This window comes from Streptomyces sp. NPDC102467, from assembly GCF_044765445.1.
In the GTDB taxonomy this organism is placed as follows: Bacteria; Actinomycetota; Actinomycetes; order Streptomycetales; family Streptomycetaceae; genus Streptomyces.
Map to the genome: position 1 here is coordinate 29,514 of NZ_JBIWKA010000021.1, position 26,777 is coordinate 56,290.

The following is a 26,777-nucleotide window of genomic DNA, read 5'->3' on the forward strand; positions in this document are numbered from 1 at the left end:
CATCCGCGACCGCAGTTGCCCCTCGCTGTCACCTTCTGCCCGTTTCGGCGGGGCGGGCCCAGGGCGCCTGCGCAACTTGTGACATTCACCGTCGTGGCCGCGGAGCCGGAGCAGACTGTCCGGCGACGCCGCGCGAGCGCGGGGCGGACGGGGCGGACAAGACACGACGGCGGTGCGCATGGAGAACTTCCCCGCTGAGACCACGAGCTTCATCGGTCGCGATCGCGAACTGGGCCTGATAGAAGAGGCGTTGACCCGGCACCGGCTCATCACCCTCACCGGGGTCGGCGGCGTCGGCAAGTCACGGCTCGCCGCGCGCGCCGCGCGTCGCGCGGCCCCGGGCTTCAGGGACGGCGCGCGACTGATCTCACTGTCCCCCCTGCGCGAACCCTCCCTGCTCGGCCACGTCGTCTTCGAGGAGCTCCGCCTGGTCGACCAGTCGGCCGGACCGCCCGAGGACCTCATCGCCGAGTGGCTCGTCACCCGCGACGTGCTGCTTGTCCTGGACACCTGTGAGCATCTGACCGGGGAGTGCGCACGCCTCGCGACCCGCCTGCTCGACGCGGCGCCAGGACTGCGGATCCTGGCGACGAGCAGGGAGCCGCTGGGCGCGGCGGGCGAGTGGCGTCTGGAGGTGGAGCCGCTGCCCGTGGCGGCCGATGCCAGAGGGGGGACCGTGGGCGGTGACGCCGTCGCCCTGTTCGCCGACCGGGCGGCCGCCGCGGTCGGCGCGGTCGGCGGGTTCCGGCTCGACGGTGCGGAACGGGACGCTGCCGTCACCGTGTGCCGCCGCCTCGACGGCATCCCACTGGCCATCGAACTCGCCGCGGCCCAGCTGCCGGATCTGACCATGAAGCAGCTCGACGAGCGGCTGCTGCACCGGTTCGACACTCTGGTCGCCCCGGATGCCCCGGGGGCCACGGCCGCGCCCCGGCACCGCACGCTGCGCACCACCATCGGCTGGAGCCACGAACTGTGCGCGCCCCTCGAGCGGTTGCTGTGGGCGCGGCTCTCGGTCTTCGCCGCCGGCTTCGACCTGGCCGACGCCCAGGCGGTGACCGCGGGCGGCCCGCTGTCCGCCGACGCCGTTCCCGACCTGCTCGACGGGCTGGTCTCGAAGTCTCTCGTCCGCCCGGTGCCGGGCACGAAGGCGCCGGCCCGGTACCGGCTGCTCGACACCGTGCGGGAGTACGGCGCACAGTGGCTGCGCGAGCTCAGCGAGGAGACGGCGGTGCTCCGGGCCCACCTGGAGCGCTACCGGGACCTGGCGGCGCGGGCCGACCGGGAGTGGCTGTCCGACCGGCAGACGGCGTGGAGCGCGCGCATCACGGCCGAGCACGCCAACATCCGGGCGGCCCTCGACTTCGCGCTCCGCGACGGCCTGCGCCGCATCGCACTGGAGATGACGGGCGCCCTGTGGGTCTTCTGGTTCGCGTGCGGGTTCGCCCGCGAAGGCCGCCACTACCTGGACCGGGCCCTGGCCGGTGGCCCGGAGCCCTGGCCCGAGTACGGCAAGGCCCTGTGGGCCGGCGGAGTCGTCTGCGTGGGGCAGGGCGCCCTTGATGTGGCGCTGCGGCACTCCGCCGAGCTGCGGGCCCTGGCCGCGACGTCCGCCGATCCGACCGTGCGCGTGGCGGCGGACTACCTCGAAGGCACGATCCTGACCCAGCAAGGTGAACCCGAGCGGGCGCTCATCACGCTGGACACGGCCCCGCCCGAAACCCTGTGGGGTTCCTACGAGGCCGCGTGCTTCATGAACCGGCTCTCCCTTGCGTTCGCCCGCATCGATCTCGGCGACCTGAACCTGGGAAAGGCCATCGCGAACGGGGTCTCCACCGAGCTGGCCGCGCGCGGTGAGTGCTGGGGGCGGGCGTTCGGGGACTACTTGCAGGCCCTGGCCGAGTTCGGGCTCGGCAACTGGGCCGAGGCCGCCGGGCATGCCCGCGCGAGCCTGCGGGGCAAGGCCGAACTCCACGACACTCTGGGGGTCGCCCTCGCCGCCGATCTGCTGGCCGCCGCGACCGTGGCCGACGGGCAGGGCGAGACGGGGGCCCGGCTGCTGGGTGCGGCGCAGCGTCTGTGGCTGGCCTTCGGCCGCCCTCAGATGGGCAATGCGCAGCTCGTCGCCGTCCGCGAGAGCGCGGAGAGACGGAGCCTCAAGGCCCTCGGCGAGGCCGCGTACACGACGGCGTACGAGGGCGGGCTGTACGACGACACGGTCGACGGGATCGTCTACAGCCTGGACGCCGGTACTGGTCCGTAGGGCCCCGCAAGGCTCAGGGGCCAGGGCTCGGCTCAGCCGACCCCGCGGGTCTCCTGCTCGGCGCGCTTCTCGATGCCGCGGAAGTGCGTGGCCATGGCCTGCTGGGCGCCGGCCGTGTCCTGGGCGCGGAGGGCCGTCACGATGGCGCGGTGCCGGTCGACGGTGACCTCGGGCGCCGGGTCGCCGGCCCACTGGCGCACTCCGGCGACCCTGTCGAAGACGTTCCAGAACGCGCCGAGCAGTTGCGGGATCAGCTCGTTGCCGAGCGAGCGGTAGAGCGTCTCGTGGAACTCGCGGTCCAGGTCGGCGAACGGCTCGTCGGCCTCTCCCGATTCCCCCATCTTCCTTACTATCGCGTCGAGTTGGTCAAGTAGGTCGGCGGCGGGCGGGGCCGCGGCGACCCGCCGGATCAGCCCCTCCTCCAGGATCTCGCGCACCTGGAGGATCTCGGCGAGGGCGTGCGCGTCGTCCGCGGGGCGCAGCAGGGTGCGGAAGGTGAGGCCGTCGGCGAGCGGGGTCAGCGAGGCCTGGCCGACGTAGGTGCCGTAGCCGTGCCGGATCTCCACGATGTCGAGTGCCTGGAGCGCCTTGAGCGCTTCCCGCACCGAGTTCCTGCTCACGCCGAGCGCCTCCATCAACTCGGCTTCGGTGGGCAGCAGTTCACCGGGCCGCAGCCCCGTGTCCAGGATCTGCTGCATCACCGCGCGCTGGACCTGGTGGCTCACACGGGGCTGGCGTACGGCCGTGTTCCGGGGCTCGTCTGGCATGCGCCGCATCGTAGGCGCTCCGGACATCCCACGTCCCACCTCGGGGCGGAAGATCTTCCGGGCGCGATGCCGGGCGATCCTGCGCGATCTCTTGACCGCCCCTCCGGGGCCTCTTATGGTCACGTCGCTACCAAGACGTAGGACGTTGGATCTCCACAATGGAGGCACCATGAGCGACCACGACGCCACCGGCCGCCGTTCCTTCCTCAAGTACACCGGCGCCCTGGGTGCGGCCGCCGCCATCTCCACGTCGCTGTCCGCCTGTTCGTCCGGGCCGAAGTCGACGAACGACACGGGTGACGACGACGGCGAGGGCGGCTCGACGAGCCTGACCGCCGTCATCGGCTACGGCAACGACGGCAGCTGGGACCCGACGCAGACGGCGTCCGCCTTCGCGATGGCGGGCAACCAGCACATCTACGAGGGGCTCGTCGACACCGATCCGACCACCCGGGCCCCGTACGCGGCGCTCGCGACCGAAGTGCCGGACGCGGCCCAACTCAGAGGTACTTCCTGGAAGTTCACCCTTCGGCCGGGTGCCAAATGGCACGACGGGAAGCCGGTGACCGCCGACGACGTGGTGTTCGTCTTCGCCCGGATCCTCGACCCGAAGACGCAGACGCTCGCCAAGGGCTTCTTCGAGAGCTGGCTGAAGGAGGTCAGGAAGACCGGCGACTCCTCGGTCGAGCTGGTCCTCAAGTTCCCCTTCCCGGACGGGGTCGCCCGGCTGACCCTCGCGAAGATCATGCCGAAGCACGTGTTCTCGGCGGCCGGCGCGTGGGACGAGGCGATGAAGGGCAAGGCCGTCGGCTCGGGCCCGTACAAGCAGACCTCGCACCAGCCGAAGACGAACACCACCTTCGAGGCGTTCGGCGGCTACAACGGCCCCCGCAAGCCCGCCTTCAAGAAGATGAACTGGCTGACCATCGTCGACGCGGCGCCGCGCGTAGCGAAGATCTCCGGGGGCAGCGCCGACGCGCAGATCGCCGACAACATCCCGTACGCCAACATCCAGCAGCTGGAGAAGGGCGGGATGACCGTCGAGGGCGGCGCCGGGATGAACAACCTGTTCCTGATGTTCAACACCGCGCACAAACCGTTCGACGACGTACGCGTGCGGCAGGCCCTGCACTACGCGATCGACAAGAAGAAGATGATCGAGGTCGCTCTCAAGGGCCATGGCAAGGCGGCGAGTTCGTTCCTCAACGAGGAGAACCCGAGCCACCGGCGGGCGAAGCCGGTCTACGACTACGACCCGGAGAAGGCCAAGAAGCTGCTGAAGGAGGCGGGGGTCAGCGGCCTCGGCATCAATCTCATGGCCGTGAACGTGTCATGGATCGCCGACTGCCTGCCGACCATCAAGGCCTCCTGGGACGCGATCGGCGTGCGGACCACCCTCGACCCGCAGGAGACCACCGCCGTCTTCACGAAGATGGACCAGAAGAAGGACTACCAGGTGGTGGCCGCGGCCTCGAACCCGAACCAGTTCGGCCTCGACGCGGACCTGATCATGCACTACAACTACGGCCCCACCAACTTGTGGATGGGGTACGCCCGTTGGGCCGACAACTCCACCGCCGAGCAGCTCTTCAAGCAGATGGACCAGGCCACCCGGGAGCCGGACGCCGCCAAGAAGAAGACGATGATCCAGGAGTACCTCGACATCGTCGCCGAGCAGGCCGTCATCTATCCCGTCGTGCACAACGAGCTGATGACCGCCTGGGACGCGAAGAAGATCAGCGGGGTGCGGGCGCAGCCGTACCCCGGCATCAACGTCCTCAAGGCCAAGCCCGCGTAAGCCCCGCAACCCGGTCTTCACGTAAGGGAGTTCGTGGCCGTGGCCGTGATCGCCAGAATCCTCGCCCGGCGGCTCGTGCTGCTCGTACCGCTGCTGCTCGGCATCGTCCTCTTCGTGTTCCTCGTGATGCGCTTCGCCGACATCGATCCGGCGTCCGCGTACTTCCAGGGCGCCAATCCGACACCGCAGCAGCTGCACGACTTCCGCGAACGCAACGGGCTGCTCGACCCGATGCCGCTGCGCTACCTCCACTTCGTCGGCGACCTGCTCCACGGCGACATGGGCATCAGCGTGCTGACCCGGCAGCCGGTCGTCGAGCAGGTCACCACCGCGCTGCCGCTCACCCTGCAGCTGACGTTCCTCGGGCTCGGCATCGCCGTCGTCGTGTCGCTGATCCTCGGCATCAGCGCGGCCATCCACCGCGACCGGGCCTGGGACCAGATCGTCCGGGTCATCTCGCTGACCGGGGTCGCGGCGCCCGGCTTCTGGCTGGCGCTGCTGATGATCCAGTACCTGGCGGTCGACCAGGGCTGGTTCCCGACCGGCGGATACATCAACCCGGCCGACTCGCTCACCGGCTGGCTCAAGTGCATGACGCTGCCCGCGCTCGCCCTGTCGCTGCCGGTCGCCGCGCAGCTCACCCGGATCGTCCGCACGGCCGTGGTGGAGGAGCTCGACAAGGACTACGTGCGCACGGCCGTCGGCAGCGGGCTCCCGCCGGTCGTCGTGGTCGGCCGCAACGTCCTGCGCAACGCCCTGATCAACCCGCTCACGGTGCTCGGCCTTCGCGTGGGCTATCTGCTGGGCGGGGCGGTGGTCGTGGAGACGATCTTCTCGCTGCCCGGGATGGGGAAGCTGATGATCGACGCGGTCAAGAACGGGGATCCTGCCGTGGTCCAGGGGGTGGTGCTCACCACTGCCGTGGGGTTCGTTGTGGTGAACCTGGTGATCGATGTGCTGTATCTGCTGGTCAATCCGCGGCTGCGGGGGCTGTCGTGAAGGCCTCGGGGCTCCGCCCCGGACCCCGCTCCTCAAACGCCGGAGGGGCTGGATCGGGCAAGCTGCGCAGATTGCCCATGCTGTCCCGCGTCGCCCTCTGCGTGGTCGCCGTCGTCGTCCTCATGGCCGTGTTCGCCCCGCTGTTCGCGCCGCACGATCCCCTCGACCAGCAGCCACAGGTGGACAGCACCGGGCACCCGTCCGGGGCGCACTGGATGGGGCAGGACAGTCTCGGCCGCGACATCCTCAGCCGGCTGATGTACGGGGCGCGCTGGTCCCTCGCCATCGGACTCGGGGCGACCCTGCTCGCGCTCGCCGTGGGCGCGCTCCTCGGCGCGGTCGCGGCGACGTCCCGCAAGGCCGTCGACGAGACGCTCATGCGCTGCCTCGACATCGTCATGGCGTTCCCCGGCATCGCCCTCGCGGCCGTGCTCGTCGCCGTGTTCGGCGGTGGCATCCCGGTACTGATCTGTGCGATCGCGTTCCTGTTCACCCCGCCGATCGCCCGCGTCGTCCGCGCCAACATCCTGGACCAGTACGGCGAGGACTACGTCACGGCCGAGCGCGTCATCGGAGCCCGCACCCCGCACATCGTGCTCAAGCACGTCGCCATCAACTGCGCGGCCCCCATCCTCGTCTTCTGCACCGTGCAGGTCGCGGAGGCCATCGTCTTCGAGGCGTCGCTGTCCTTCATCGGAGCAGGCGTGCGGCCCCCCGAACCGTCGTGGGGCAGCGTCATCGCCGACGGGAAGAACATGGTGCTGATCGGCGGCTGGTGGGCGACCGTCTTCCCCGGGCTGCTGATGCTGCTCACGGTCCTGTCCCTGAACGTCCTTAGCGAAGGCGTCTCCGACGCGTGGGCGGCGCCCGTCGCGCGGGACGTGCCGGCCAGAGAGCCGGACCGGCTGGAGGCCCCCGCGCCCGGCACCGGGCAGGTCCTCGAACTGCCCGGCCTCCCCGAGGCCGCGACCCGCCTGCGCGCACGCGCCAGACCCCTGCCCACCGGGCCACCGGTCCTCTCCGTACGGGACCTGGCCATCGGCTTCGACGGACGGCACGGCGGGGTCGACATCGTCGACGGGATCGGCTTCGACGTGCGCCCCGGCGAAGTCCTCGGCCTGGTCGGCGAGTCCGGCTGCGGCAAGTCGCTGACCGCGCTGACCGTGATGGGGCTGCAGCCCAAGGGCGCCCGGGTCCGCGGCCACGTCACCTTCGGCGACCGCGAACTGGTCGGCCTGCCGATGGGCGCCAGGCGCCGCCTCCTCGGCCACGACATGGCGATGATCTACCAGGACGCGCTGTCGTCCCTCAACCCGGCGATGACCGTACGGGCGCAGCTCAAACAGGTCGTCCGGCGCGGTGGCCGCCGCTCCCCCGCCGCCCTCCTCGAACTCGTCGGGCTCGACCCGGACCGCACCCTGCGCAGCTACCCGCACGAACTCTCCGGTGGCCAGCGTCAGCGCGTCCTCATCGCCATGGCGCTCTCCCGCGACCCGAAGCTGATCATCGCCGACGAGCCGACGACGGCGCTCGACGTGACGGTGCAGGCACAGGTCATCGAGTTGCTGCTGGGCCTGCGCGCCGAACTGGGCTTCGCACTCGTCCTCGTCTCGCACGACCTGGCGCTGGTCGCCGATGTCACGGACCGCGTCGTCGTCATGTACGGAGGCCAGATCGTGGAGACGGGCGTGACGGCCGACCTGGTGGAGATACCTCAACATCACTACACACGCGGCCTGTTGGGTTCGGTGCTCTCCCTCGAATCGGCGGCGGACCGGCTCACCCAGATCAGGGGCGTGGTCCCGTCCCCGGCCGACTTCCCGGCAGGCTGCAGATTCGCGGACCGGTGCCCGCTGGCGTCGCAGGTGTGCCAGGAGACGGCCCCCGAGCTGACGGGCGGTCCCGGACACGCGACGGCGTGCCATCGCCCGGCAGCGCCCCGAAGGGGCGCGGGGAACGGCGCGAGCAACCGCGACGCAACCGCAACCGCACACACGACCACCGTACCTACGGCCCGAAGTGCGACCACCACGGAGCGGGAGCCGAAATGATCACCCCCATCGTGGAGTTGGCCGACGTGCACGTAGTGCACAAGGCCCGCTCGGCCGGCCTCTTCCGCCGCGACCACGTCTACGCCCTCACCGCGGCGGACCTCACGATCGCCCCCGGCGAAACCGTCGGCATCGTAGGCGAATCCGGCTGCGGCAAATCAACCCTCGCCAAGGTGCTGGTGGGCGTTCAGCACCCCACATCCGGAACCGTGACGTACGACGGCGCCGACCTGTGGACCATGCCTCCCGCGGAGCGCCGAGCAGCGCTCGGCACCGGCGTCGGTATGATCTTCCAGGACCCGTCGACGGCCCTGAACCGGCGGCTGACCGTGGCGCAGATCGTGCGCGACCCGATGGACGTGCACCGCCGCGGCACCGCCGCCGAACGAGCCGCGCGCGTAACGGAGTTGCTGGGCCTGGTCGGCCTGCCGAAGGCGCTCGCCGATGTCCTCCCCGGTCAGCTCTCGGGCGGGCAGCGGCAGCGCGTCGCCATCGCGCGGGCGCTGGCCCTGGAGCCGGACCTGGTGGTGGCCGACGAGCCGACCAGCGCCCTCGACGTGTCGGTGCGCGCCCAGATCCTCAACCTCCTCCTCGACCTCAAGGAACGTCTCGGTCTCGCCCTGGTCTTCGTCTCGCACGACATCCAGACGGTGCGCCGGATGAGCGACCGGGTCATCACCATGTACCTGGGCCGCATCGTGGAGGAGACCCCGGCGGCCGACGTCCTCGACCGGTCCCGGCACCCGTACACGCGCGCCCTGTTCTCGGCGACGCCCGGCCTGCTCGACCCCATCGACCCGATTCCGCTGATCGGCCCGGTGCCGTCGGCCACGCGTCCGCCCTCGGGCTGCCCGTTCCGTACCCGGTGCTGGCGGGCGGACCACTCGTGCGCGGCGACGATGCCGGAGCCCGCGGGGTCCGGCGGCCATGTCTTCCGCTGTCACCACCCGGTGGACGAGGACCAGACCACGCACGACCTCGTCCGAGAGGTGACCTGACCGCTGTCGCGGCGCCGGGGCGGAGCCCTCAGCTGGGCGTCCGCGCGGCGACGGCCAGCAGCCGGCTCACCTCGTCGGTGGACAGGGTGAGGGCGGCCCCCACCGTCCCGAGCACGTCCCGCTCCGCGGAGGAGTACGGGCCGTCCGCCAGAGCGATCCGCGCGCCCTGCAGCAGGATCGACTCCCGGCCCGCCGGGGCCAGGTGCTGGGTGAGCGGGTCGAGCGCCTCGTGCAGCTCTATCGCGAGCCCGGCGCCGGCCCCGCAGTGCTCCGGAAGGCGCCCGGTGTCCATCACCAACGCCTCGACCAGCGCGGCGAGTTGCACCTCGGAGCAATCGTCGAACCCGGCTCCGCGCAGAATGCCGACGGCGCTCTCCAGCGACGTACGGGAGGAGGAGGCGCCCGTCGCGAGCACCGCGAGCACCACCGTGTGCACGGCGTCCCGCAGCATCCCGGAGAAGCGGTGCGTGGTGGGGTGGTCGAGCGCGTCCAGGCCGAACCGGTCCTCGCACGCGGCGCACTGGACGACGGGCCCGGTCTCGCCGCGCGGCACCACCGGCACGCCGAGCACGGTGAAGCGGCGCCGGCCCGTGCGCCGCTGGTAGTTGCGGTCGCCACCGCAGCCGGGGCAGAAGAACTCCCCGTCGCCCACGGTGGCCCAGGTGGTGTGCACGCCAAGGACCCGTGAGGTCCCGGTCCGTCGGATACGTCCCCAGATCGGCAGCACGTCGCACACCTCCGTAACGGCGCCGCAACATCGCGGCGTTGGCGTGATGTTAGCCACATTGTCGATGCGGCGTCAGCACCTTGGTCACGCCGAGGTCACGAGGGGCCTGTCCGGGTGGCCGATATCCGACGCGGCCCCGCACACCCACAAAAGGTGTACGGGGCCGTGAACATGCAGGCCAGTAAGGTCAGCGGGCCGCGCGGTTGACCGCGGAGACGACCGCCTTCAGCGACGCACGTGTCGTATTCACGTCGGTGCCGATGCCCCACAGAACCTTGTCGTCGATCGCGACCTCGATGTACGAGGCGGCGACCGCGGACGCGCCCTCGCTCATCGTGTGCTCCTGGTAGTCCAGCAGGCGGGCGTCGATGCCGACGCCCTGCAGCGCGTGGAAGAACGCGGAGATCGGGCCGTTGCCCGAACCGACCAGGACCTGCTCGACGCCGTCGACCTCGGCCTCGACCGTCAAGGTGTCGACGCCGTCGGTGTCCGTGGTCGTCTGGCCGTTCTTGACCTGGATGCGGCCCCACGGGTTCTGCGGGTTGGGCAGGTACTCGTCCTGGAAGACGGCCCAGATGTCCTTGGGCGTGACCTCGCCGCCCTCGGCGTCCGTCTTCGTCTGGATGACCTTGGAGAACTCGACCTGCATACGGCGCGGCAGGTCCAGGCTGTGGTCGTTCTTCAGGACGTACGCGATACCGCCCTTGCCGGACTGCGAGTTGACGCGGATGACGGCCTCGTAGGAGCGGCCGACGTCCTTCGGGTCGATCGGCAGGTACGGGACGGCCCACTCGATGTCGTCGATGGTCCTGCCCGCCTTGGCGGCGCGGCCCTCCATCGCCTCGAAGCCCTTCTTGATGGCGTCCTGGTGGGAGCCGGAGAAGGCGGTGTAGACCAGGTCGCCCGCGTAGGGGTGGCGCGGGTGGACCTCCATCTGGGTGCAGTACTCGGCGGTGCGACGGATCTCGTCGATGTCCGAGAAGTCGATCTGCGGGTCGACGCCCTGCGAGAAGAGGTTCATGCCCAGGGTGACCAGGTCGACGTTGCCGGTGCGCTCGCCCTGGCCGAACAGGCAGCCCTCGATGCGGTCGGCGCCTGCCATGACCGCCAGTTCGGCGGCGGCGACGGCCGTGCCCCGGTCGTTGTGCGGGTGGACCGAGATGCACACGTACTCGCGGCGCGTCAGGTTCCGGGACATCCACTCGAAGCGGTCCGCGTGCGTGGACGGCGTCGAACGCTCCACCGTGGCGGGCAGGTTGAGGATGATCTCGCGGTCGGGACCGGGCTGCCACTCGTCACAGACGGCCTCGCAGACCTCCAGGGCGAAGTCCAGCTCGGTGTCCGTGAAGATCTCGGGGCTGTACTGGTAGCCGAAGACCGTCTCGGGGCCCAGCAGCTTCTCCGCGTACTCCATGACCAGGCGGGTGCCGTCCACGGCGATCTGCTTGACCGCGTCCTTGGAGCCGCGGAAGACGACCTCGCGCCAGACCGGCGCCGTCGCGTTGTACAGGTGGACCGTGGCGCGCTTGGCGCCGACCAGGGACTCCACGGTCCGCGCGATCAGCTCCTCGCGGGCCTGCGTCAGCACGGAGATCGTCACGTCGTCCGGGATCGCGTCCGGGTCCTCGATGATCGAGCGTACGAAGTCGAAGTCCGTCTGCCCCGACGAGGGGAAGCCGACCTCGATCTCCTTGTAGCCCATGCGGACCAGCAGGTCGAACATCTCGCGCTTGCGAGCGGGCGACATCGGGTCGATCAGCGCCTGGTTGCCGTCGCGCAGGTCGGTGGAGAGCCAGCGGGGCGCGACCGTGATCCGGTTGTTCGGCCACGTGCGGTCGGGGATGTCCACCTGGTCGTACTGGCCGTACTTGTGAATCGGCATCGACGTGGGGCGCTGGAAGTTCGACATGATGCGTGGGGCTCCTCAGAGGTGGCCGGTAAGGCGGCCGACAGCGCAACGCCAAACTCCGCGGAGAGGGGGCCGGCCTTTACTACAGGCCCTCGCCGCGGCAGCTAAGGAGAAGCAACCCGAAACGCATGATGCATCGCACTGTAACCGAGACACGCCGGGCGCGAGAGCCCGTATCAGTATGCGGGATCTGCTTCAGGTAACGGGTATGAGGTGATCAATACCTCTATTTCATCAATCCTGGTCGCAGCTAGTGACAGCGTCATGACTCAGTGCCACATTGCCTGACATGACCGACAACACAGCGGGGAACCCGACGGGGTTCGAGCCCGTGTTTTGTACCATCGTGCCGCCCCACATCCTTGACCAGGTCGCCCAGGCCCAGGACCCCACGGTCGCCGCTTCCGCCCGCAGGAGCCTGGAGCGCGACGCCTTCGAGCGCACCCGGCGGCGGCTGACGACCGTCATCGGCGCCCCCTCCGTGGCACCGCGGGCCGGCGCCGCGCCCGAGAAGCCGCAGCGCACCGTCTATGACGCCCGGCACCGGACGGAGCTGCCGGGGCGCAAGGTCCGCGGCGAGGGGGACAACCCCGGCTCGGACGCGACCGTCAACCGCGCGTACGCCGGCCTGGGCGCGACCTTCGAGGTCTACCTCGAGAAGTTCACCCGCCACTCGATCGACGGCGAGGGCCTGCCGCTGAACGCGACGGTGCACTACTCCGAGGGCTACAACAACGCCTTCTGGAACGGCGAGCAGATGGTGTTCGGCGACGGTGACGGCGAGATCTTCCTCGACTTCACCCTCCCCGTCGACGTCATCGGCCACGAGCTGACCCACGGCGTCACGCAGTACACGGCGAACCTGACGTACTTCGGGCAGCCCGGCGCCCTGAACGAGTCGGTCTCGGACGTCTTCGGCTCGCTGATCAAGCAGTACACGCTCGGCCAGACCGCGTCGGAGGCCGACTGGCTGATCGGCGCGGGCCTGCTCGCGCCGCGCGTCACGGGCGTCGCCCTGCGCTCCATGAAGGCTCCGGGCACGGCCTACGACGACGACGTGCTCGGCAAGGACCCGCAGCCCGCCGACATGGACCACTACGTGCGGACCGGCCGGGACAACGGCGGCGTGCACATCAACTCCGGCATCCCCAACCACGCCTTCTACATCCTCGCCACCGCGCTCGGCGGGCACGCGTGGGAGCGGGCCGGACAGATCTGGTACGACACCCTCACCGGTGGCGGGCTGAAGCAGGACTGCAGTTTCGCCGACTTCGCCAAGGCGACGGTGAAGGCCTCGCAGGCCCGCTACGGCGCGGGCGAGGAGTACCAGTCGGTGCTCAAGGCATGGGAACAGGTCGGCGTCCCCGCCCAGTGACCGACGACTCGTCCGGGGCTTCCGGAAATGGACCTTTCGGGGGCCGGCCTTCCGGGAGTAGACAGGGAGCCATGCGTATTCACGTCACGCGCACGGGCGGCTTCGCCGGCATCGACCGGCACGCGGAGGTCGACACGGCGGGCCTCGCCGATGCCCATGAGTGGCAGGCCCTGGCCGAGAAGGCGATGGCCGCGGGCCGGGACACGCCACCCATAGGGGTGCCCGACGGCTTCAGTTACACCATCAGCGTGGACGGGCGGACCGTGTACTGCGCGGACCCCCGGCTCACCGAGGAACAGCGCAAGCTGATCACCCGGGTCCTCAAGGAAGGGGCCTGACGCACAACTGGAGTCTGTCGCACGGGCGTTGACTTCGTACTGGCCGGTACGGATGATCGCGCCCATGGCAGCTACCTCAGGCGCACTCCCTTCCTTCCCGCCCGGCTTCCTGTGGGGCGTCGCCACGTCGGCGCACCAGATCGAGGGCGCCGTCGACCGGCGCGCGCCCTCGGTGTGGGACGCGTTCGGCGCCGAGCCGGGCCGGATCAAGGACGGCTCGACGGCGGCAGTGGCCTGCGACCACGTGGCCCGCTACCAGGAGGACGTGGCGCTCGTCCGCGAGCTGGGCGCGGACGCGTACCGCTTCTCCGTCTCCTGGCCCCGGGTCCTGGCCCCCGGCGGCCTCGACTTCTACGACCGGCTCGTCGACGAGCTGTGCGCCCAGGGTGTCCGCCCCGTCCCCACGCTCTTCCACTGGGACCTGCCGGCGAGCCTGGAGGCGGCGGGCGGCTGGCTGGAGCGGGACACCGCGGCCCGCTTCGCCGAGTACGCGGCGACGGTCGCGGCCCGGCTCGGCGACCGGGTCCAGAAGTGGATCACGCTCAACGAGCCCGCGGAGCACACTCTGCTCGGCCATGCGCTGGGTGAGCACGCGCCCGGCAAGAAGCTGCTCTTCGACGCGCTGCCGGTGGCCCACCACCAGCTCCTCGCGCACGGCCTCGCGGCACGGGCACTGCGGGCGGCCGGTGCGTGCGACATCGGCATCGCCAACTCGCACGGCCCGACCTGGCCCGCCTCCGACGACCCGGCCGACACCGCAGCGGCGGACCTGTACGACGTGATCCTGAACCGGCTCTTCGCCGACCCGCTGCTGCTCGGCGAATACCCGGACGGATTCGCCGAGTTGATGCCGGGCGCCGACGTGGCGGCCGACCTGAGAGTGATCTCCGACTCCACCCTCGACTGGTACGGGATCAACTTCTACCAGCCTACGAAGGTGGGCGCGCCGGGCACGACGGACACCGAGTTCTCCGGGCTCACGCTCCCCGCCGAACTCCCCTTCTCCGTACGGGAGATAGCCGGATACCCGACGACCGACTTCGGCTGGCCGGTGGTTCCGGACGCCCTCACGTCACTCCTCACCGGCTTCCGCGACCGCTACGGGGACCGGCTGCCGCCCCTGGTCGTCACCGAGAACGGCTGCGCGTACGAGGGCCTCGACGACCGGGAGCGGATCGCCTATCTCGACGGTCATCTCCGGGCGCTGCACCGGGCGTTGGAGGCCGGGGTGGACGTACGCGGCTATTTCGTGTGGTCGCTGCTCGACAACTTCGAGTGGGCGGAGGGGTACACGAAGCGCTTCGGGCTCGTGCACGTCGACTTCGACACTCAAGTGCGCACCCCGAAGGCGTCGTACGGCTGGCTGCGGGACGCGCTGCGGGCACAGCGGGCATGACGGCCCGCGCGCTCCAGGAACCGGTCGACCGGGTCGGCCGTGGCTGGACGACCGCCCTGTCGCTGGCCAACGGGGCGATCTGGGTGGGCTGGTACGGGCCGCTGCAGATCCTGCTCGCCCAGCAGTCCGAACACTTCGCGCCGGGCACGGGAGTGTCGAAGGAGGCGCTGCTCGCCTGGGTGACGGGCGTCGGCGCGGTGGTGTCCCTGGCCGCCAACCCGCTGTTCGGCGCCCTCTCCGACCGCACGGTGTCCCGGTACGGGCGGCGCACCCCGTGGATCGTCGCGGGCACGGCGGGCGGCGCCCTTGCGCTGCTGCTGCTCGGCGGCGCGGGCGCCGTGTGGGTGCTCTTCCTGGGCTGGTGCCTGGTGCAGCTGACCCTGAACGCGGCGTTCGCCGCGGTCACGGCGGCCGTCCCCGACCGGGTGCCGCGGCTGCAGCGGGGCACGGTGGGCGGCTGGCTGGGGGCCGCGCAGATCCTGGGCGTGGTCGTCGGCACGGGGCTCGCGACGGTCGCGGGCGGGGTCGGCGCCGGGTACGCGGCGTGCGCCGTCTTCACGATGGTGGGCGTGGCCCCGTACGTGCTGCGCCACCCGGACCTGCGTCTCGACCCGGCCGACCGTCCCGCGTGGTCGTGGCGCGCTTTCGCGGCGGGCTTCCGGCTCAGCCCGCGGCGCCACCCCGACCTCGGCTGGGCGTGGCTGACCCGCTTCCTGATCAACCTGGGCAACGCGCTCGTCCTGCTCTACCTCTTCTACTACCTGCGCGACCAACTCGACTACGACGACCCGGAGTTCGGCGTGCTGATCCTGACGGCCGTGAACGGGGTGACGCTGCTCGCCACGGTCGTCGTCGGCGGCGCCTGGTCGGACCGGGTGGGGCGCCGCAAGCCGTTCGTCCTGTGGTCGGGCGTGCTGATGGCCGTCGCGACGGGCGTGCTGGCCTGGTGGCAGACGTGGCCCGGCGCGCTCGTCGCGGCAGCGGTCCTGGGGGTCGGGTTCGGGGTGTTCACCTCGGTCGACTTCGCGCTGATGACGGACGTCCTGCCGGCGGCGCTCGACCGCGGCAAGGATCTCGGCGTCATCAACATCGCCAACTCCCTCCCCCAGGTGGCCGCCCCGGCGCTTGCGGCGCCGCTGGTGAACCAGCTGGGCGGCTACCGGACGCTGTATCTGGTGGCGGCGGCCGTGGGCCTCGTCGGGGCGCTGCTCGTGCGGAACATAAAGGCGGTGGACTGACGGCGGAACCGGTCGTAGCCTGCGCCCATATGACCGCCGCCGACGCCCTCCCTCCCCTCCCCCGCCCCCTCCTCGACCGCCTTGAGCGGTACTACGACACCGTGCCGCGGGCCGCCGCCCGCGTGGAGGAGTTCGGTTCGCTCACTCTCTTCGTCCGTGAGGGGCCGGGCTGGCCGTACTACGCGCGGCCCGCGCTGCGCCCGGACGCGCCGCCGCCGAGCGTCCACGACGTACAGGAAGTGTGCGCGCGGCAGCGGGAGTTGGGGGTGCCCGAGGCGTTCGAGTGGGTGGCGGAGACGACGCCGGGGCTGCGGGCGGCCGTGGAGGCGGCCGGGCTGCGGGTCGGCGAGTACCCGCTGATGGCGCGGGACGCGTCGGCGCCCACGCCCGCCCCGCACCCTCTGGTCCAGGTCCTCGACGCCCAGGACCCTTTCCTGGCGGGGGCGTTGGCGCTGCCGCACGTGGCGTTCGCGTACCCCGGGACCGCGGTGGGCCCGGCAGGCGCCGCCGAACTCACCGCGGAACTCACGGCACGGGCCGCCGACAGCAGCCTGCCGGAGGTCCAGGAACGGATCCGGGCGGGCCGCACGGTCCTCGCGGCAGCCGTCGAGAACGGGGTGGTCCTCAGCTCCGGCATGCACCTGCCCGTCGAGGACGTCACGGAGATCGCGGGCGTCGGCACGTTGCCCGCGGCGCGGCGGCGCGGGCTCGGTCTTGCGGTGACAGGGGCCCTGGTCGCCGATGCGGTGGCCTCCGGCGTCTCCACGGTGTTCTTGTCGGCCGGGGATGATGATGTGGCCCGCATTTACGCGCGGCTGGGTTTTCGCCCGGTGGGCACGGCGATGATCGCCACCCACTCAAGCCCCAATTAAGCCCCTTGGGGGTCCCCCCGGACGGAGTCTGGGGGAGATTGAGGAGCGGGGTCCGGGGCGGAGCCCCGGGGCTCGGCGCCATCGCCGAGTGCACGACCGTCGTGGCCGGCCGCGCAGTCCCCCGCGCCCCTGGCGGGGTCGCCTACAGCGCGCCCATGTCACGGGCCACCCAGACCGACGGGAAGAACGGCCGATAACCCAGCTCGCGACGGATCCGCTCCGTCGACATGACCGCCCGCCACGGATCCGGATCCACCTTCTCGTACAGCTCGGCCGGGACCGGCAACCCGTTGAGCGCGTAGAGATCGACGGTCGTGACGGGAGCGTCGTCGGCGATGTTGTAGACGCCCTGTGCCCCCGGCGCGTACAGCAACCGCTGCAGCCCCTGGGCCACGTCCGCGTGATGCCCCATGTGCAGCCACTGCGTGGCGGGCCAGTTCGGCGCCCACTGCATCGCGTTCGCGATATGCGGGTCGCCGTCGCCGTACACGAACGGCAGCCGTCCGATCCGCAGGTCGTCGAGGCCGTCCAGCGCGCCGAGCGCCCGCTCCGCCTCCCCCTTGGACTCGGGGTAGGCGCCCCACATGGCGCCGCCCGGCACCGTCCCGTCGGTCTCCACCAGCGGCCTGCCCCGCCCAGCGCCGTACACGAGACCTGTGCTGACCTGCACGAACCGCCGCACGCCTGAGGCCACTGCGGCGCGGCCCAGCTCGATCGCCGCATCCCGGTTGACCGCGCGCGCCTCCTTGTCCGGCACGCCGCGGAACGCCGCGGCGACGTTCACCACCGCGTCCGCCCCGGCCGTCGCCTTGCCCAGCACGTCGGTGTCCCGCAGATCGCCGGTCACCACCTGCGCTCCCAGCTCGGCGAAGCGTTCGCCGCGGGCCGCGTCCCGCACCAGGACCCGGACCTCGTCGCCGGGTGCCGCGCTCTGCAGCAGCCTGGGCACGAACCGTCGCCCGACCTGCCCTGTCGCGCCTGTCACCAATGTCAGCATGGCCGCCTCCTCGTTGTCGTAGCCATGCACACCACCGTCGGCGAAAGAGCGCCGCGCCGGGAGAGACGCCCTTATCCAGGGACCGGCGCGCCCTGGATAAGGCGGGCGTACCGCGCGACCCTGGAGAGGTGAACCGAGCCGAACTCGCCGACTTCCTGCGCCGCGCCCGCACCCGCCTGGCCCCCTCCGACGTGGGCCTCACCGCGGGTGCCAGGCGCCGTACGCCGGGGCTGCGCCGCGAGGAGGTGGCGCAGCTCGCCGGGATGTCCGTGGACTACTACACGCGTCTGGAGCAGCGGCGCGGCTCCCATCCCTCACGCCAGATGCTCACCGCGCTGGCCCGTGCGCTGCGCCTGACGGCCGACGAGCGTGACCACCTGTTCCATCTGGCGGGCGAGGAGCCGCCGCGCGCGGGCGGCTCCTCCGGCCATGTCCGGCCGGGTCTGCTGCTGATCCTGGACCGGCTGTACGACTCCCCGGCTCAGGTGCTGAGCGACTGGGGCGAGGTGCTCGCGCAGAACACGATGGCGGTGGCCCTGTCGGGCGAGCACACGGGGGAGAACATGATCCGCCGCTACTTCACGGACCCGGCCGCCCGCGCCCTGATCCCGCCCGAGGACTACCGGACGCACGCCCGCGCGCACGTGGCGAATCTGCGGGCGGTCGCCGGGGCGCGTCCCGACGACCCGGGCCCTGCCGCCCTGGTGGCCGAATTGCGGGGCGCCAGCGAGGAGTTCGAGGAACTCTGGGCGTCGCACGAGGTGGCCGTGCGACGGGCGGCGACGAAGCGCTTCCTGCACCCGGTGGTCGGTGTCCTGGACCTGGACTGCGAGGTGCTGCTCAGCGGCGGGCACGACCAGATGCTGGTCGTGCACTCGGCGCGGCCGGGCACGGACACGTACGAGCGGCTCGAACTGCTGCGGGTGATAGGCCTCCAGGACCTCACCCCCGACAGGACGTAGAACCCGACAGGAGCTAGAAGCCGGCAGGAGTCAGAAGCCGAGCTTGCGCAGCTGGCGCGGGTCGCGCTGCCAGTCCTTGGCCACCTTCACGTGCAGGTCGAGATAGACCGGCGTGCCGAGCAGCGCCTCGATCTGCTTGCGGGACTTGATGCCGACGTCCTTGAGGCGCTTGCCCTTCGGGCCGATGATGATGCCCTTCTGGCTGGGGCGCTCGATGTAGACGAAGGCGTGGATGTCGAGGAGCGGCTTGTCGGCGGGCCGGTCCTCGCGCGGCAGCATCTCCTCCACGACGACGGCGATGGAGTGCGGCAGCTCGTCCCGTACGCCTTCGAGCGCGGCCTCGCGGATCAGCTCCGCGACCATGACCTGCTCGGGCTCGTCGGTGAGGTCGCCCTCCGGGTAGAGGGCGGGGCCCTCGGGCATGAGGGGAACGATCAGGTCGGCGAGGAGGTCGACCTGCTCGTTGCCGACCGCCGAGACCGGGATGATCTCGGCCCACTCGAAGCCGAGTTCCACGGAGAGCTGGTCGATCGCGATGAGCTGCTCGGCGAGGGTCTTGCTGTCGACGAGGTCGGTCTTGGTGACGATCGCGATCTTCGGCGTCTTCTTGATGGACGCGAGTTCCTTGGCGATGAACCGGTCACCGGGGCCGAGCTTCTCGTTCGCGGGCAGGCAGAAGCCGATGACGTCGACCTCGGCCCAGGTGGTGCGCACGACATCGTTCAGCCGCTCGCCCAGCAACGTACGCGGCTTGTGGAGCCCCGGCGTGTCCACCAGGATCAGCTGCGCGTCCTCGCGGTGCACGATGCCGCGCACGGTGTGCCGCGTGGTCTGCGGCTGGTCGGCGGTGATCGCCACCTTCTTGCCGACCAGAGCGTTCGTGAGGGTGGACTTGCCCGCGTTGGGGCGACCGACGAAGCAGGCGAAGCCGGCGCGGTGGCCGGGGTCCGACGAATCCGACGGCTGGGAGGACTGGGTACGAACGCTCATGGCGCCCATTGTCCCTGATCCGGGAAGCCCCGCAGTACCGTGAGGTTGCGGTAACCCCTCGGCAATACGAAACACGACGGAAACGCCTGGGTGCGGATTCGGAAACCCGGGCCGGTGACGCTCTACGGCAGTCCCCACCCGGAGGAAAACCCGTGACCGTCCCCCCAGCCCACGCAGTCCCCCTGGCTGCCGCGAAAGTCCCCGCACTGGACACCGGCGACACCGCGTGGCTGCTCGCCGCCACCGCCCTCGTTCTTCTGATGACGCCCGGCCTCGCGCTGTTCTACGGCGGCATGGTCCGTTCGAAGAGCGTCCTGAACATGTTGATGATGAGCTTCGTCTCGATCGCGCTCGTGACGGTGGTCTGGCTGGTGGCGGGGTACTCCCTCGCCTTCGGCGACGACTCCTTCGCCGGTCTTATCGGCGGCCTGGACCACGCGGGCATGGCCGGCGTCGGCCCCGGCTCGGTCACCGGTACCGTCCCCACGTTCCTGTTCACGACCTTCCAGCTGACCTTCGCGATCATCACCGCGGCGCTGATCAGCGGAGCCGTCGCGGACCGCACGAAATTCGCGGCGTGGCTCGTCTTCGTCCCCGTGTGGGCGCTGCTCGTATACGTTCCCGTGGCGCACTGGGTCTGGGGTCCGGGCGGCTGGATCGCGAACCAGCTGGGCGCCCTGGACTTCGCGGGCGGCCTCGTCGTCGAGATCGCCTCCGGCGCGTCCGGTCTGGCGCTGTGCCTGGTCCTCGGCCCGCGCATCGGCTTCAAGAAGGAGGCGATGCGCCCGCACAACCTGCCGATGGTGGTCATGGGCGCGGGCCTGCTCTGGTTCGGCTGGCTCGGCTTCAACGGCGGCTCGGCCTTGGGCGCGAACGGTCTCGCCGCGGCGTCCCTGTTCAACACGCTGATCGCGGGCTGCACAGGACTGCTCGGCTGGCTCTTCGTGGAGCACCGGCGGGACGGGCACCCGACGACGTTCGGCGCGGCCTCGGGCGCCGTGGCGGGCCTGGTCGCGATCACCCCGGCGTGCGGGGTCGTGGGGGTGCTCGGCGCGGCCGTCGTCGGAGTCGTGGCCGGTGTCGTCTGCTCGTACGCCGTCGCCTGGAAGTTCAGGTTCGACTACGACGACTCGCTGGACGTCGTCGGCGTGCACTTCATCGGCGGGGTCGTCGGCACGGTCCTCATCGGTCTGTTCGCCACGTCGGCGATGACCGGATCCGCCGACCGGCAGGGCCTGTTCTACGGGGGCGGGTTCGGGCAGCTCGGCAAGCAGCTGCTCGCCGTGGTGGTCGTGGCCGCGTACACGTTCCTCGTGACGTTCGGGATCGGGAAGGCCCTCGACAAGCTGATGGGCTTCCGGGCGTCGGCCGAGGAGGAGCTGACGGGCCTGGACCAGACGGCGCACGCGGAGAGTGCGTACGATCACGGCGTCCTGGGCGTCTCGGTCCACCCCGCCCCCGCCGCCCGAAAGGTCGCGCCATGAAGTTGATCACCGCGGTCGTCAAGCCGTACCGCCTCGACGAGGTCAAGACGGCGCTGCAGGAGCTGGGCGTGCTCGGTCTGACGGTGACGGAGGCCAGCGGCTACGGGCGGCAGCGCGGGCACACCGAGGTGTACCGGGGCGCCGAGTACCAGGTCGACCTGGTGCCCAAGGTGCGGATCGAGGTCGTCGTCAGGGACGAGGACGCCGAACCGGCGATGGACGCGATCGTGCGGGCCGCGCGCACCGGGAAGATCGGCGACGGCAAGGTGTGGGCGGTGCCGGTGGACAGCGTGGTGCGGGTCCGCACGGGCGAGCGGGGCCCGGACGCCGTGTAGGCCGCGCTTGCTTCGAGCGCGGCCCGGGGCGTCACTCGGAGACAGGCTCTCAGAGCTTGGTGCCGCAGTTCGGCCAGGCGCCCTTGCCCTGGTCGGCGAGGACCTTCTTGGCGACGTTGATCTGCTCGCCCTTGCTGGCCTGGTGGGCGTTGGCCGCGTACTGGGTGCCGCCGTAGGCGGACCAGGTGGACGAGGTGAACTGCAGGCCGCCGGAGAAGCCGTTGCCCGTGTTGGCGGACCAGTTGCCGCCGGACTCGCACTGGGCGACGGCGTCCCAGCTCTGCGCGGCCGGAGCGGCGGACGCGCCGCCGGCCGTGGTCAGGGCCAGGGCGACGCCGCCTCCGGCGACGGCCGTGGTGACGGCGATGCGGCGGGCACGGATGGAGCGGCGAGCGGTGGAGAACACGTAGGAAGCCTTTGTTCGGGGACGGCGGCTGCGCCCTGGCCGGGGTCCGGCGCATCGGGCGACTGCTCCACCGTGCCGGTCGACGGCCGCCGCCCGCATCCACCGTTCGGTCCGCCGCGCGGGACCTTGGTCCCGGCGCCCGGCGGACCCCTTGCGGGACCTTCGACCCGGGCCGAAGGTCCCGGCGGCGCGCGTCACAGCGCCGCCGCCGGTGCGCTCCGCACGCGCCGGGCCGGGGCCTACGACCCCGTTATGGGCGGATGTGACCGTATTCACCCATAACGCCGCAGGCCGCCGATCCAGTGACCCGGGCCACGTCAGCCGGCCTACAGAGTGACCTTCACCGCACCGTCGGCGCCGGCCAGGAACACCGGCGTGCCCGCCCCGCCCAGATCGCGTACGGCGGCCACGTCCTCGTCCGGCAGGACATCCGCGCCGGAGACGACGGCCGCCGCCTCCAGGGACTCCGCGCCGGACGCCACCGCCATGGCGACGGCCGTGCGCAGCGCGCTCAGCTGAAGGGAGTCGAGGGCGACGGTGCCCGCGACATACGTACGCCCCGTCTCGTCGCGCACGGCCGCCCCCTCGGGCACACCGTTGCGCGCCCGCGCGGAACGGGCCAGGGTGACGATCTTGCGGTCCTCGGGGTCGAGGTCGGTGCTCTCAGTCATGGGGTGAGCATAAGGAGGGCGCTCCGGCTCATCCGCCGACGGGGGCTCGCGCCGCCTACGGCTCCGCGCGGCGAGTGTGCGACGGGTCGACGTAGCGCAGGAACGAGTCCCATGCGGCAGGGGCGACAGCGATGACGTGGGCGCGTCGGCGCTTCGAGTCCCGGACGCGGATCTCGTCGCCCGTGCAGGCGACCTCGACGCAATCGTCACTGGCTGCGGACGCACCGCTCTTGCGCCATGCCCATGCCTCGATCACCCTCGGCCTCCACCCCGGTTGCGGACCGCCCAGCCGGGACGTCCCCCGAAAAGCCGCCGTGGGTCACACGGCAGAACCCCCATGGTACGTGCAGAACCCAAGCACGCGGGCATGACAATTCTCGCCAACTTACCGGCGATCACGACAAGTTGGCGATGGCGTCCGCTCAGGCGGGGTCCTGCTGCAGCAGCCCCTCCAGCTCGTCCCCTCCCTCCGCGACGCGCTCCGCGAGACGTCGCAGCACCACATCGACGCCTTCCTTCAGCGCCAGATCCTCCAGTTCCCAGAACCGCTCCAGGTACTGCCTGGTCTCCTCCGGGGAGGTCGAGGCGATGGTCACGCCCCGGGAGTCCTCGAGGAACAGAGAGTCCTCCATCCCCTCGGCCAGGAACTCGAACAGCGTGAACGGCCCCTGGATACCGGGATGAGCACCGACACTGAACGGCAGGATCTGCATCGTGATGTGCGGACGACCGGACAGCTCGGCCAGGCGCTCCAGCTGCGTCCGCATCACCCCGCGGCCGCCCGTCACCCGGCGCACCAGGGATTCGTCCAGGACGAAGCTGAACTCGCGCGCGTCCTCCTCCAGCACGTCCTGCCGGGCGAGCCGCGATTCGACGATGCGGTCGACGTTGTCCTCAGGGAGTTCCTTGCCGTAGGCACTGATCACGGCTCGCATGTACTCCTCGGTCTGCAGCAGCCCAGGGAGGAGCAGTGGCGCGAACTGGCGGTGGACGGACGCCGCCGACTCCAGAGCGAGACGCTGCATGAAGTCCTTGCTGTACAGATCCCGGTACTCGGTGAACGGCATACGCCGGCTCCCGCGGGCCATGTCCAGCAGTCCCTCCAGCTTGCGCCGGTCCGAGATGCCGTAGGCGGCGGCGAGTGGACGCAGGTCGTTGACGGAGATGCCGACCTCGCCCGCCTCGATCCGGATGAGCTTGGACGGACTCCACTCCATCCGGTCGGCGACCTGCCGCTGAGTCAGGCCCGCCGCGATCCGCGCCTTACGGAGTTCGGTGCGCAGCTGCAGTCGCAGCAGCGCCGCACTGGTCACAGCCATCAGTGCTCCACCCCCGACCGCATCCGGCTTTGTGCAACATAGCAGCTATACACATGACTCATCGAGACCTCTTAGTTGCGACACATCAGCCATCGTCCCGTACGGGGCGCGCACGCCGCACACGGGGTGCGATGCGCACACTCTAACCTTACTCCGCACTCTGCTATGTAGCAGATTGAGACGCGCCATAAAGGAGGAACCGTTGAGCACTGTGCTTTTCGCGAGCTCGGGGATACGCTGATGACTCGTGGTCCGATCAACAACCTTGATCTACAACGGAGTTGATCATCAATCAACGTCAACTTCCGTCAGCCAGGCGGTACTTGGCTGACGTGACGACGAGCAGTACCGGAAAGGGGTCGAGCGACCGTGGACGAACTTCAAGGCGAGGAAGGAGGGCTCCGTCCGCAGAGGACCAAGCGCACCCTGGGTGAGCGGGTGGCTCTGATCATCCCGCTGGTCAATCTCCTCATCGCGATGCACAAGATCGCCGAAGAGTGGATTCTGCCCTTCGTGTGACAGCAATCAGCCCCGACCGAAGGGCCGGGGCCGATAGCGACGGACGCCCGAGACTGACGCTGCCGTTCCGAGTTCCCTGGCAGGCTGCCCGGAGCGGTGGCGTCGTAGGTCACCGCCATCCCATTCTGCCGCCGCGTCCTCCCTTTGGGGAGGGGCAGTCGGGCCATTTCGAGGCGCGCCGACAGTGCGCCGCGGCCTGCCGCCCGAGCTCAGGGCCGGTCGAGCCGCAGCCGCTCCGCGCGGGGCAGCCCCGCCACCACCAGGTCGTACGAGTCCTCGACGAGCTCCCTCACGAAGCCGGCCGGGAGTTCGGCCACGGTCACGGTGTTCCAGTGCCGCTTGTTCATGTGCCAGCCGGGCACGATGACGCCCTCGTACTCACCGCGCAGCCGTACCGCGTCCTCGGGATCGCACTTGAGGTTGACGGTCAGCGGCCGCGCGTCCAGGGAGCTGAGCGCGAAGACCTTCCCCAGCACCTTGAAGACGGAGATCTCCGGGTTGAAGGGGAACTCCTCCGCCGTCGCGTTGAACGACAGGCACAGTGCGCGCAGCTCCTGCGGTGTCACCCGGCCGTCTCCTCCTCCATCGGACCGACCGGCTCCACGAGCACCGTCACGATCTTGTTGCGGCGCCCGGCGGCGGCCTCCGCGGTGAGCCGCAGCTGCCGCGTGTCGGGCAGGGTCACGACGGACGAGGCCCCGGCGATGGGAACCCGGCCGAGCGCCTTCGCGAGCAGTCCGCCGACGGTCTCCACGTCCTCGTCGTCGTACTCCTCGATGCCGTACAGCTCACCGAGGTCGCCGATGTCGAGCCGCGCGGTGACCCGGAAGCGGTCGTCGCCCAGCTCCTCGACGGGCGGCAGCTCCCGGTCGTACTCGTCGGTGATCTCGCCGACGATCTCCTCCAGGATGTCCTCGATGGTGACGATGCCCGCCGTGCCGCCGTACTCGTCGATGACGACGGCCACGTGATTGCGCAGCTGCTGCATCTCGCGGAGCAGGTCCCCGGCGTTCTTGGTGTCCGGCACGAAGGTGGCGGGACGCATGGCCGACGAGACGAGCTCGGCCTCGGAGTCCCGGTTGATATGGGTCTTCCGGACAAGATCCTTCAGGTAGACGATCCCCACGACGTCGTCCTCGCTCTCCCCCACCACCGGGATCCGGGAGAACCCGGACCGCAGCGCGAGGGTGAGGGCCTGCCGAATGGTCTTGTACCGCTCGATGACCACAAGATCCGTGCGCGGCACCATGACCTCCCGCACGAGGGTGTCGCCGAGCTCGAAGACGGAGTGCACCATGCGGCGCTCCTCGTCCTCGATGAGGGACTCCTTCTCGGCGAGGTCGACCATGGCGCGCAGCTCGGCCTCGGAGGCGAACGGCCCGCGCCGGAAGCCCTTGCCGGGCGTCAGCGCGTTACCGATCAGAATCAGCAGCGGCGGGATCGGCCCCATCACACGCGCCAACGGCAGCAGTACGTACGAAGCAGCCGTGGCGGTGTTCAACGGATGCTGCCGCCCGATGGTCCGCGGCGAAACCCCCACCGCCACATACGAAACGAGCACCATCACACCGATGGCGACGAGCAACGCCTGCCAGGTCGCGTCGAACTCCTCGAGGCACGCGTACGTGACGAGAGCTGCGGCGGCCATCTCGCAGGCCACCCGCACCAGCAGCGCGACGTTCAGATACCGCGTCGGGTCGGCGGCGACCTGGGCGAGCTTGGCGCTGCCACGCCGCCCCGACCTGACGGCCCCCTCGGCGCGGAAACTGGACGTCCGGGCGATGCCCGCCTCGGCGCACGCGGCGAGCCAGGCGACGACGACCAGCGCGACGGCGCCCGCGATCAACGAGGGACTCATGACACGGTCGGCGCCGGGGACGGCCCGCTCATGCCCTTCTCCGCACGCCACCCGTCCACGATGGCCGCCTGAAGGCCGAACATCTCGGCCTTCTCGTCGGCCTCCTCGTGGTCGTACCCCAGCAGGTGCAGCACGCCATGGACGGTGAGCAGCTGCAGCTCCTCGTTCATGGAGTGCTGCGTGGGCGCATCCTCGCCCTGCTGCTTGGCGACCTCGGGACAGAGCACGATGTCGCCGAGCAGCCCCTGCGGGGGCTCCTCGTCGTCCTTCATCGGCGGCCGCAGCTCATCCATCGGGAAGGACATCACGTCCGTCGGCCCCGGCAGATCCATCCACTGGACGTGCAGCTGCTCCATGGCGTCGGCGTCCACGACGATCACCGACAGCTCGGAGAGCGCGTGGATACGCATCCGCGCGAGCGCGTAGCGGGCGATGTCGAGGATCGCCTGCTCGTCGACCTCGGTTCCGGACTCGTTGTTGACGTCGATCGACATGGCGCTCTCGT

25 protein-coding genes and 1 pseudogene are annotated in these 26,777 nt (G+C 70.6%); 14 read left to right on the top strand and 12 right to left on the bottom strand.

The genetic code is table 11. The features are described 5' to 3' along the window. The first annotated feature begins 178 nt into the window (after window positions 1–178). A complete protein-coding gene (locus tag ACIREE_RS35600; RefSeq protein WP_404161892.1) occupies window positions 179–2,263 on the top strand; it encodes an ATP-binding protein in 2,085 nt (694 codons plus the stop codon). Window positions 2,264–2,295: 32 nt separating this feature from the next. Here ACIREE_RS35600 and ACIREE_RS35605 read toward each other — a convergent pair whose 3' ends face one another. Continuing rightward, on the bottom strand, window positions 2,296–3,039 hold the full coding sequence (locus ACIREE_RS35605; protein WP_404161895.1) for a FadR/GntR family transcriptional regulator: 744 nt from the start codon (window positions 3,037–3,039) through the stop codon (window positions 2,296–2,298). 160 nt (window positions 3,040–3,199) lie between these two features. Here ACIREE_RS35605 and ACIREE_RS35610 point away from each other — a divergent pair, with 160 nt between their 5' ends. The 4 genes from ACIREE_RS35610 to ACIREE_RS35625 all read left to right on the top strand — a co-directional run bounded on the left by ACIREE_RS35610 (window position 3,200) and on the right by ACIREE_RS35625 (window position 8,876). Beyond that, window positions 3,200–4,828, top strand: a complete 1,629-nt coding sequence (locus ACIREE_RS35610) for an ABC transporter substrate-binding protein (protein WP_404161898.1) — start codon at window positions 3,200–3,202, stop codon at window positions 4,826–4,828. A 39-nt stretch (window positions 4,829–4,867) separates the two neighbouring features. Continuing rightward, window positions 4,868–5,827: an ABC transporter permease gene (locus tag ACIREE_RS35615; RefSeq protein ID WP_404161901.1), complete on the top strand. Its 960-nt coding sequence runs from the start codon at window positions 4,868–4,870 to the stop codon at window positions 5,825–5,827. Window positions 5,828–5,889: 62 nt separating this feature from the next. Beyond that, window positions 5,890–7,878: a dipeptide/oligopeptide/nickel ABC transporter permease/ATP-binding protein gene (locus ACIREE_RS35620; RefSeq protein ID WP_404162191.1), complete on the top strand. Its 1,989-nt coding sequence runs from the start codon at window positions 5,890–5,892 to the stop codon at window positions 7,876–7,878. Further along, a complete protein-coding gene (locus ACIREE_RS35625; protein ID WP_404161904.1) occupies window positions 7,875–8,876 on the top strand; it encodes an oligopeptide/dipeptide ABC transporter ATP-binding protein in 1,002 nt (333 codons plus the stop codon). The genes ACIREE_RS35620 and ACIREE_RS35625 overlap by 4 nt, the downstream gene beginning before the upstream one ends. Before the next feature lie 28 nt (window positions 8,877–8,904). Here the strand turns inward: ACIREE_RS35625 and ACIREE_RS35630 are convergent, their stop codons facing one another. Continuing rightward, window positions 8,905–9,603 (bottom strand): TerB family tellurite resistance protein, encoded by a 699-nt coding sequence (locus tag ACIREE_RS35630; protein ID WP_404161907.1) that lies wholly within the window; start codon window positions 9,601–9,603, stop codon window positions 8,905–8,907. A gap of 187 nt (window positions 9,604–9,790) precedes the next feature. After that, window positions 9,791–11,512: a 2-isopropylmalate synthase gene (gene leuA, locus ACIREE_RS35635; protein WP_404161910.1), complete on the bottom strand. Its 1,722-nt coding sequence runs from the start codon at window positions 11,510–11,512 to the stop codon at window positions 9,791–9,793. Between the two features lie 289 nt (window positions 11,513–11,801). On the opposite strand from leuA, the gene ACIREE_RS35640 reads away from it, so the two are divergent. From ACIREE_RS35640 to ACIREE_RS35660, 5 genes are all read left to right on the top strand, one after another. After that, window positions 11,802–12,887 carry a M4 family metallopeptidase gene (locus tag ACIREE_RS35640; protein WP_404161913.1) on the top strand — a complete coding sequence of 362 codons (1,086 nt, stop codon included), beginning with the start codon at window positions 11,802–11,804 and terminating at the stop codon, window positions 12,885–12,887. Window positions 12,888–12,958: 71 nt separating this feature from the next. Continuing rightward, entirely contained in the window at window positions 12,959–13,225 is a 267-nt protein-coding gene (locus ACIREE_RS35645) for a protealysin inhibitor emfourin (protein WP_404161916.1), read from the top strand. A 64-nt stretch (window positions 13,226–13,289) separates the two neighbouring features. Then, window positions 13,290–14,621, top strand: coding sequence for a GH1 family beta-glucosidase (locus ACIREE_RS35650; protein WP_404161919.1), 1,332 nt, complete (start codon window positions 13,290–13,292; stop codon window positions 14,619–14,621). Continuing rightward, a complete protein-coding gene (locus ACIREE_RS35655) occupies window positions 14,618–15,859 on the top strand; it encodes an MFS transporter (protein ID WP_404161922.1) in 1,242 nt (413 codons plus the stop codon). Before ACIREE_RS35650 ends, ACIREE_RS35655 begins: the two co-directional genes overlap by 4 nt. 29 nt (window positions 15,860–15,888) lie before the next feature. Next, window positions 15,889–16,731: a GNAT family N-acetyltransferase gene (locus ACIREE_RS35660; RefSeq protein WP_404161925.1), complete on the top strand. Its 843-nt coding sequence runs from the start codon at window positions 15,889–15,891 to the stop codon at window positions 16,729–16,731. A 142-nt stretch (window positions 16,732–16,873) separates the two neighbouring features. On the opposite strand, the gene ACIREE_RS35665 is transcribed toward ACIREE_RS35660, so the two are convergent. Beyond that, window positions 16,874–17,728: an NAD-dependent epimerase/dehydratase family protein gene (locus ACIREE_RS35665; RefSeq protein WP_404161928.1), complete on the bottom strand. Its 855-nt coding sequence runs from the start codon at window positions 17,726–17,728 to the stop codon at window positions 16,874–16,876. A gap of 128 nt (window positions 17,729–17,856) precedes the next feature. Between ACIREE_RS35665 and ACIREE_RS35670 the strand changes: the two genes are divergently transcribed. Continuing rightward, entirely contained in the window at window positions 17,857–18,690 is an 834-nt protein-coding gene (locus ACIREE_RS35670) for a helix-turn-helix transcriptional regulator (RefSeq protein ID WP_404161931.1), read from the top strand. Window positions 18,691–18,720: 30 nt separating this feature from the next. Here the strand turns inward: ACIREE_RS35670 and era are convergent, their stop codons facing one another. Continuing rightward, window positions 18,721–19,689: a GTPase Era gene (gene era, locus ACIREE_RS35675; RefSeq protein ID WP_404161934.1), complete on the bottom strand. Its 969-nt coding sequence runs from the start codon at window positions 19,687–19,689 to the stop codon at window positions 18,721–18,723. A 143-nt stretch (window positions 19,690–19,832) separates the two neighbouring features. Between era and ACIREE_RS35680 the strand changes: the two genes are divergently transcribed. Further along, on the top strand, window positions 19,833–21,164 hold the full coding sequence (locus ACIREE_RS35680) for an ammonium transporter (RefSeq protein ID WP_404161937.1): 1,332 nt from the start codon (window positions 19,833–19,835) through the stop codon (window positions 21,162–21,164). Then, window positions 21,161–21,499: a P-II family nitrogen regulator gene (locus ACIREE_RS35685; RefSeq protein WP_404161940.1), complete on the top strand. Its 339-nt coding sequence runs from the start codon at window positions 21,161–21,163 to the stop codon at window positions 21,497–21,499. The genes ACIREE_RS35680 and ACIREE_RS35685 overlap by 4 nt, the downstream gene beginning before the upstream one ends. A 52-nt stretch (window positions 21,500–21,551) precedes the next feature. On the opposite strand, the pseudogene ACIREE_RS35690 reads toward ACIREE_RS35685, so the two are convergent. The 4 genes and pseudogenes from ACIREE_RS35690 to ACIREE_RS35705 all read right to left on the bottom strand — a co-directional run. Beyond that, a pseudogene (locus tag ACIREE_RS35690) lies at window positions 21,552–21,881 on the bottom strand (transglycosylase family protein); the annotation flags it as partial. A gap of 350 nt (window positions 21,882–22,231) precedes the next feature. Beyond that, on the bottom strand, window positions 22,232–22,576 hold the full coding sequence (locus ACIREE_RS35695) for a cytidine deaminase (protein ID WP_404161943.1): 345 nt from the start codon (window positions 22,574–22,576) through the stop codon (window positions 22,232–22,234). Window positions 22,577–22,631: 55 nt separating this feature from the next. Then, window positions 22,632–22,832 (bottom strand): DUF397 domain-containing protein, encoded by a 201-nt coding sequence (locus ACIREE_RS35700; protein ID WP_404161946.1) that lies wholly within the window; start codon window positions 22,830–22,832, stop codon window positions 22,632–22,634. A gap of 166 nt (window positions 22,833–22,998) precedes the next feature. Then, window positions 22,999–23,895 carry a helix-turn-helix domain-containing protein gene (locus ACIREE_RS35705; protein WP_404161949.1) on the bottom strand — a complete coding sequence of 299 codons (897 nt, stop codon included), beginning with the start codon at window positions 23,893–23,895 and terminating at the stop codon, window positions 22,999–23,001. A 369-nt stretch (window positions 23,896–24,264) separates the two neighbouring features. On the opposite strand from ACIREE_RS35705, the gene ACIREE_RS35710 reads away from it, so the two are divergent. Next, entirely contained in the window at window positions 24,265–24,414 is a 150-nt protein-coding gene (locus tag ACIREE_RS35710; protein WP_404161952.1) for a hypothetical protein, read from the top strand. A gap of 209 nt (window positions 24,415–24,623) precedes the next feature. Here ACIREE_RS35710 and ACIREE_RS35715 read toward each other — a convergent pair whose 3' ends face one another. The 3 genes from ACIREE_RS35715 to ybeY are packed head-to-tail and all read right to left on the bottom strand — an operon-like array spanning window position 24,624 to window position 26,766. After that, entirely contained in the window at window positions 24,624–24,980 is a 357-nt protein-coding gene (locus tag ACIREE_RS35715) for an MmcQ/YjbR family DNA-binding protein (protein WP_404161955.1), read from the bottom strand. After that, on the bottom strand, window positions 24,977–26,272 hold the full coding sequence (locus tag ACIREE_RS35720; RefSeq protein WP_404161958.1) for a hemolysin family protein: 1,296 nt from the start codon (window positions 26,270–26,272) through the stop codon (window positions 24,977–24,979). The genes ACIREE_RS35715 and ACIREE_RS35720 overlap by 4 nt, the downstream gene beginning before the upstream one ends. Further along, a complete protein-coding gene (gene ybeY, locus ACIREE_RS35725; protein WP_404161960.1) occupies window positions 26,269–26,766 on the bottom strand; it encodes an rRNA maturation RNase YbeY in 498 nt (165 codons plus the stop codon). The genes ACIREE_RS35720 and ybeY overlap by 4 nt, the downstream gene beginning before the upstream one ends. Between the last annotated feature and the right edge of the window lie 11 nt (window positions 26,767–26,777).

Bases quoted from the DNA above. Each gene is read 5' to 3' on its own strand.
- ACIREE_RS35600 (WP_404161892.1), top strand. From the start codon at position 179: ATGGAGAACTTCCCCGCTGAGACCACGAGCTTCATCGGTCGCGATCGC.
- ACIREE_RS35605 (WP_404161895.1), bottom strand. From the start codon at position 3,039: ATGCGGCGCATGCCAGACGAGCCCCGGAACACGGCCGTACGCCAGCCC.
- ACIREE_RS35610 (WP_404161898.1), top strand. From the start codon at position 3,200: ATGAGCGACCACGACGCCACCGGCCGCCGTTCCTTCCTCAAGTACACC.
- ACIREE_RS35625 (WP_404161904.1), top strand. From the start codon at position 7,875: ATGATCACCCCCATCGTGGAGTTGGCCGACGTGCACGTAGTGCACAAG.
- leuA (WP_404161910.1), bottom strand. From the start codon at position 11,512: ATGTCGAACTTCCAGCGCCCCACGTCGATGCCGATTCACAAGTACGGC.
- ACIREE_RS35640 (WP_404161913.1), top strand. From the start codon at position 11,802: ATGACCGACAACACAGCGGGGAACCCGACGGGGTTCGAGCCCGTGTTT.
- ACIREE_RS35645 (WP_404161916.1), top strand. From the start codon at position 12,959: ATGCGTATTCACGTCACGCGCACGGGCGGCTTCGCCGGCATCGACCGG.
- ACIREE_RS35650 (WP_404161919.1), top strand. From the start codon at position 13,290: ATGGCAGCTACCTCAGGCGCACTCCCTTCCTTCCCGCCCGGCTTCCTG.
- ACIREE_RS35655 (WP_404161922.1), top strand. From the start codon at position 14,618: ATGACGGCCCGCGCGCTCCAGGAACCGGTCGACCGGGTCGGCCGTGGC.
- ACIREE_RS35660 (WP_404161925.1), top strand. From the start codon at position 15,889: ATGACCGCCGCCGACGCCCTCCCTCCCCTCCCCCGCCCCCTCCTCGAC.
- ACIREE_RS35665 (WP_404161928.1), bottom strand. From the start codon at position 17,728: ATGCTGACATTGGTGACAGGCGCGACAGGGCAGGTCGGGCGACGGTTC.
- era (WP_404161934.1), bottom strand. From the start codon at position 19,689: ATGGGCGCCATGAGCGTTCGTACCCAGTCCTCCCAGCCGTCGGATTCG.
- ACIREE_RS35685 (WP_404161940.1), top strand. From the start codon at position 21,161: ATGAAGTTGATCACCGCGGTCGTCAAGCCGTACCGCCTCGACGAGGTC.
- ACIREE_RS35695 (WP_404161943.1), bottom strand. From the start codon at position 22,576: ATGACTGAGAGCACCGACCTCGACCCCGAGGACCGCAAGATCGTCACC.
- ACIREE_RS35705 (WP_404161949.1), bottom strand. From the start codon at position 23,895: ATGGCTGTGACCAGTGCGGCGCTGCTGCGACTGCAGCTGCGCACCGAA.
- ACIREE_RS35720 (WP_404161958.1), bottom strand. From the start codon at position 26,272: ATGAGTCCCTCGTTGATCGCGGGCGCCGTCGCGCTGGTCGTCGTCGCC.
- ybeY (WP_404161960.1), bottom strand. From the start codon at position 26,766: ATGTCGATCGACGTCAACAACGAGTCCGGAACCGAGGTCGACGAGCAG.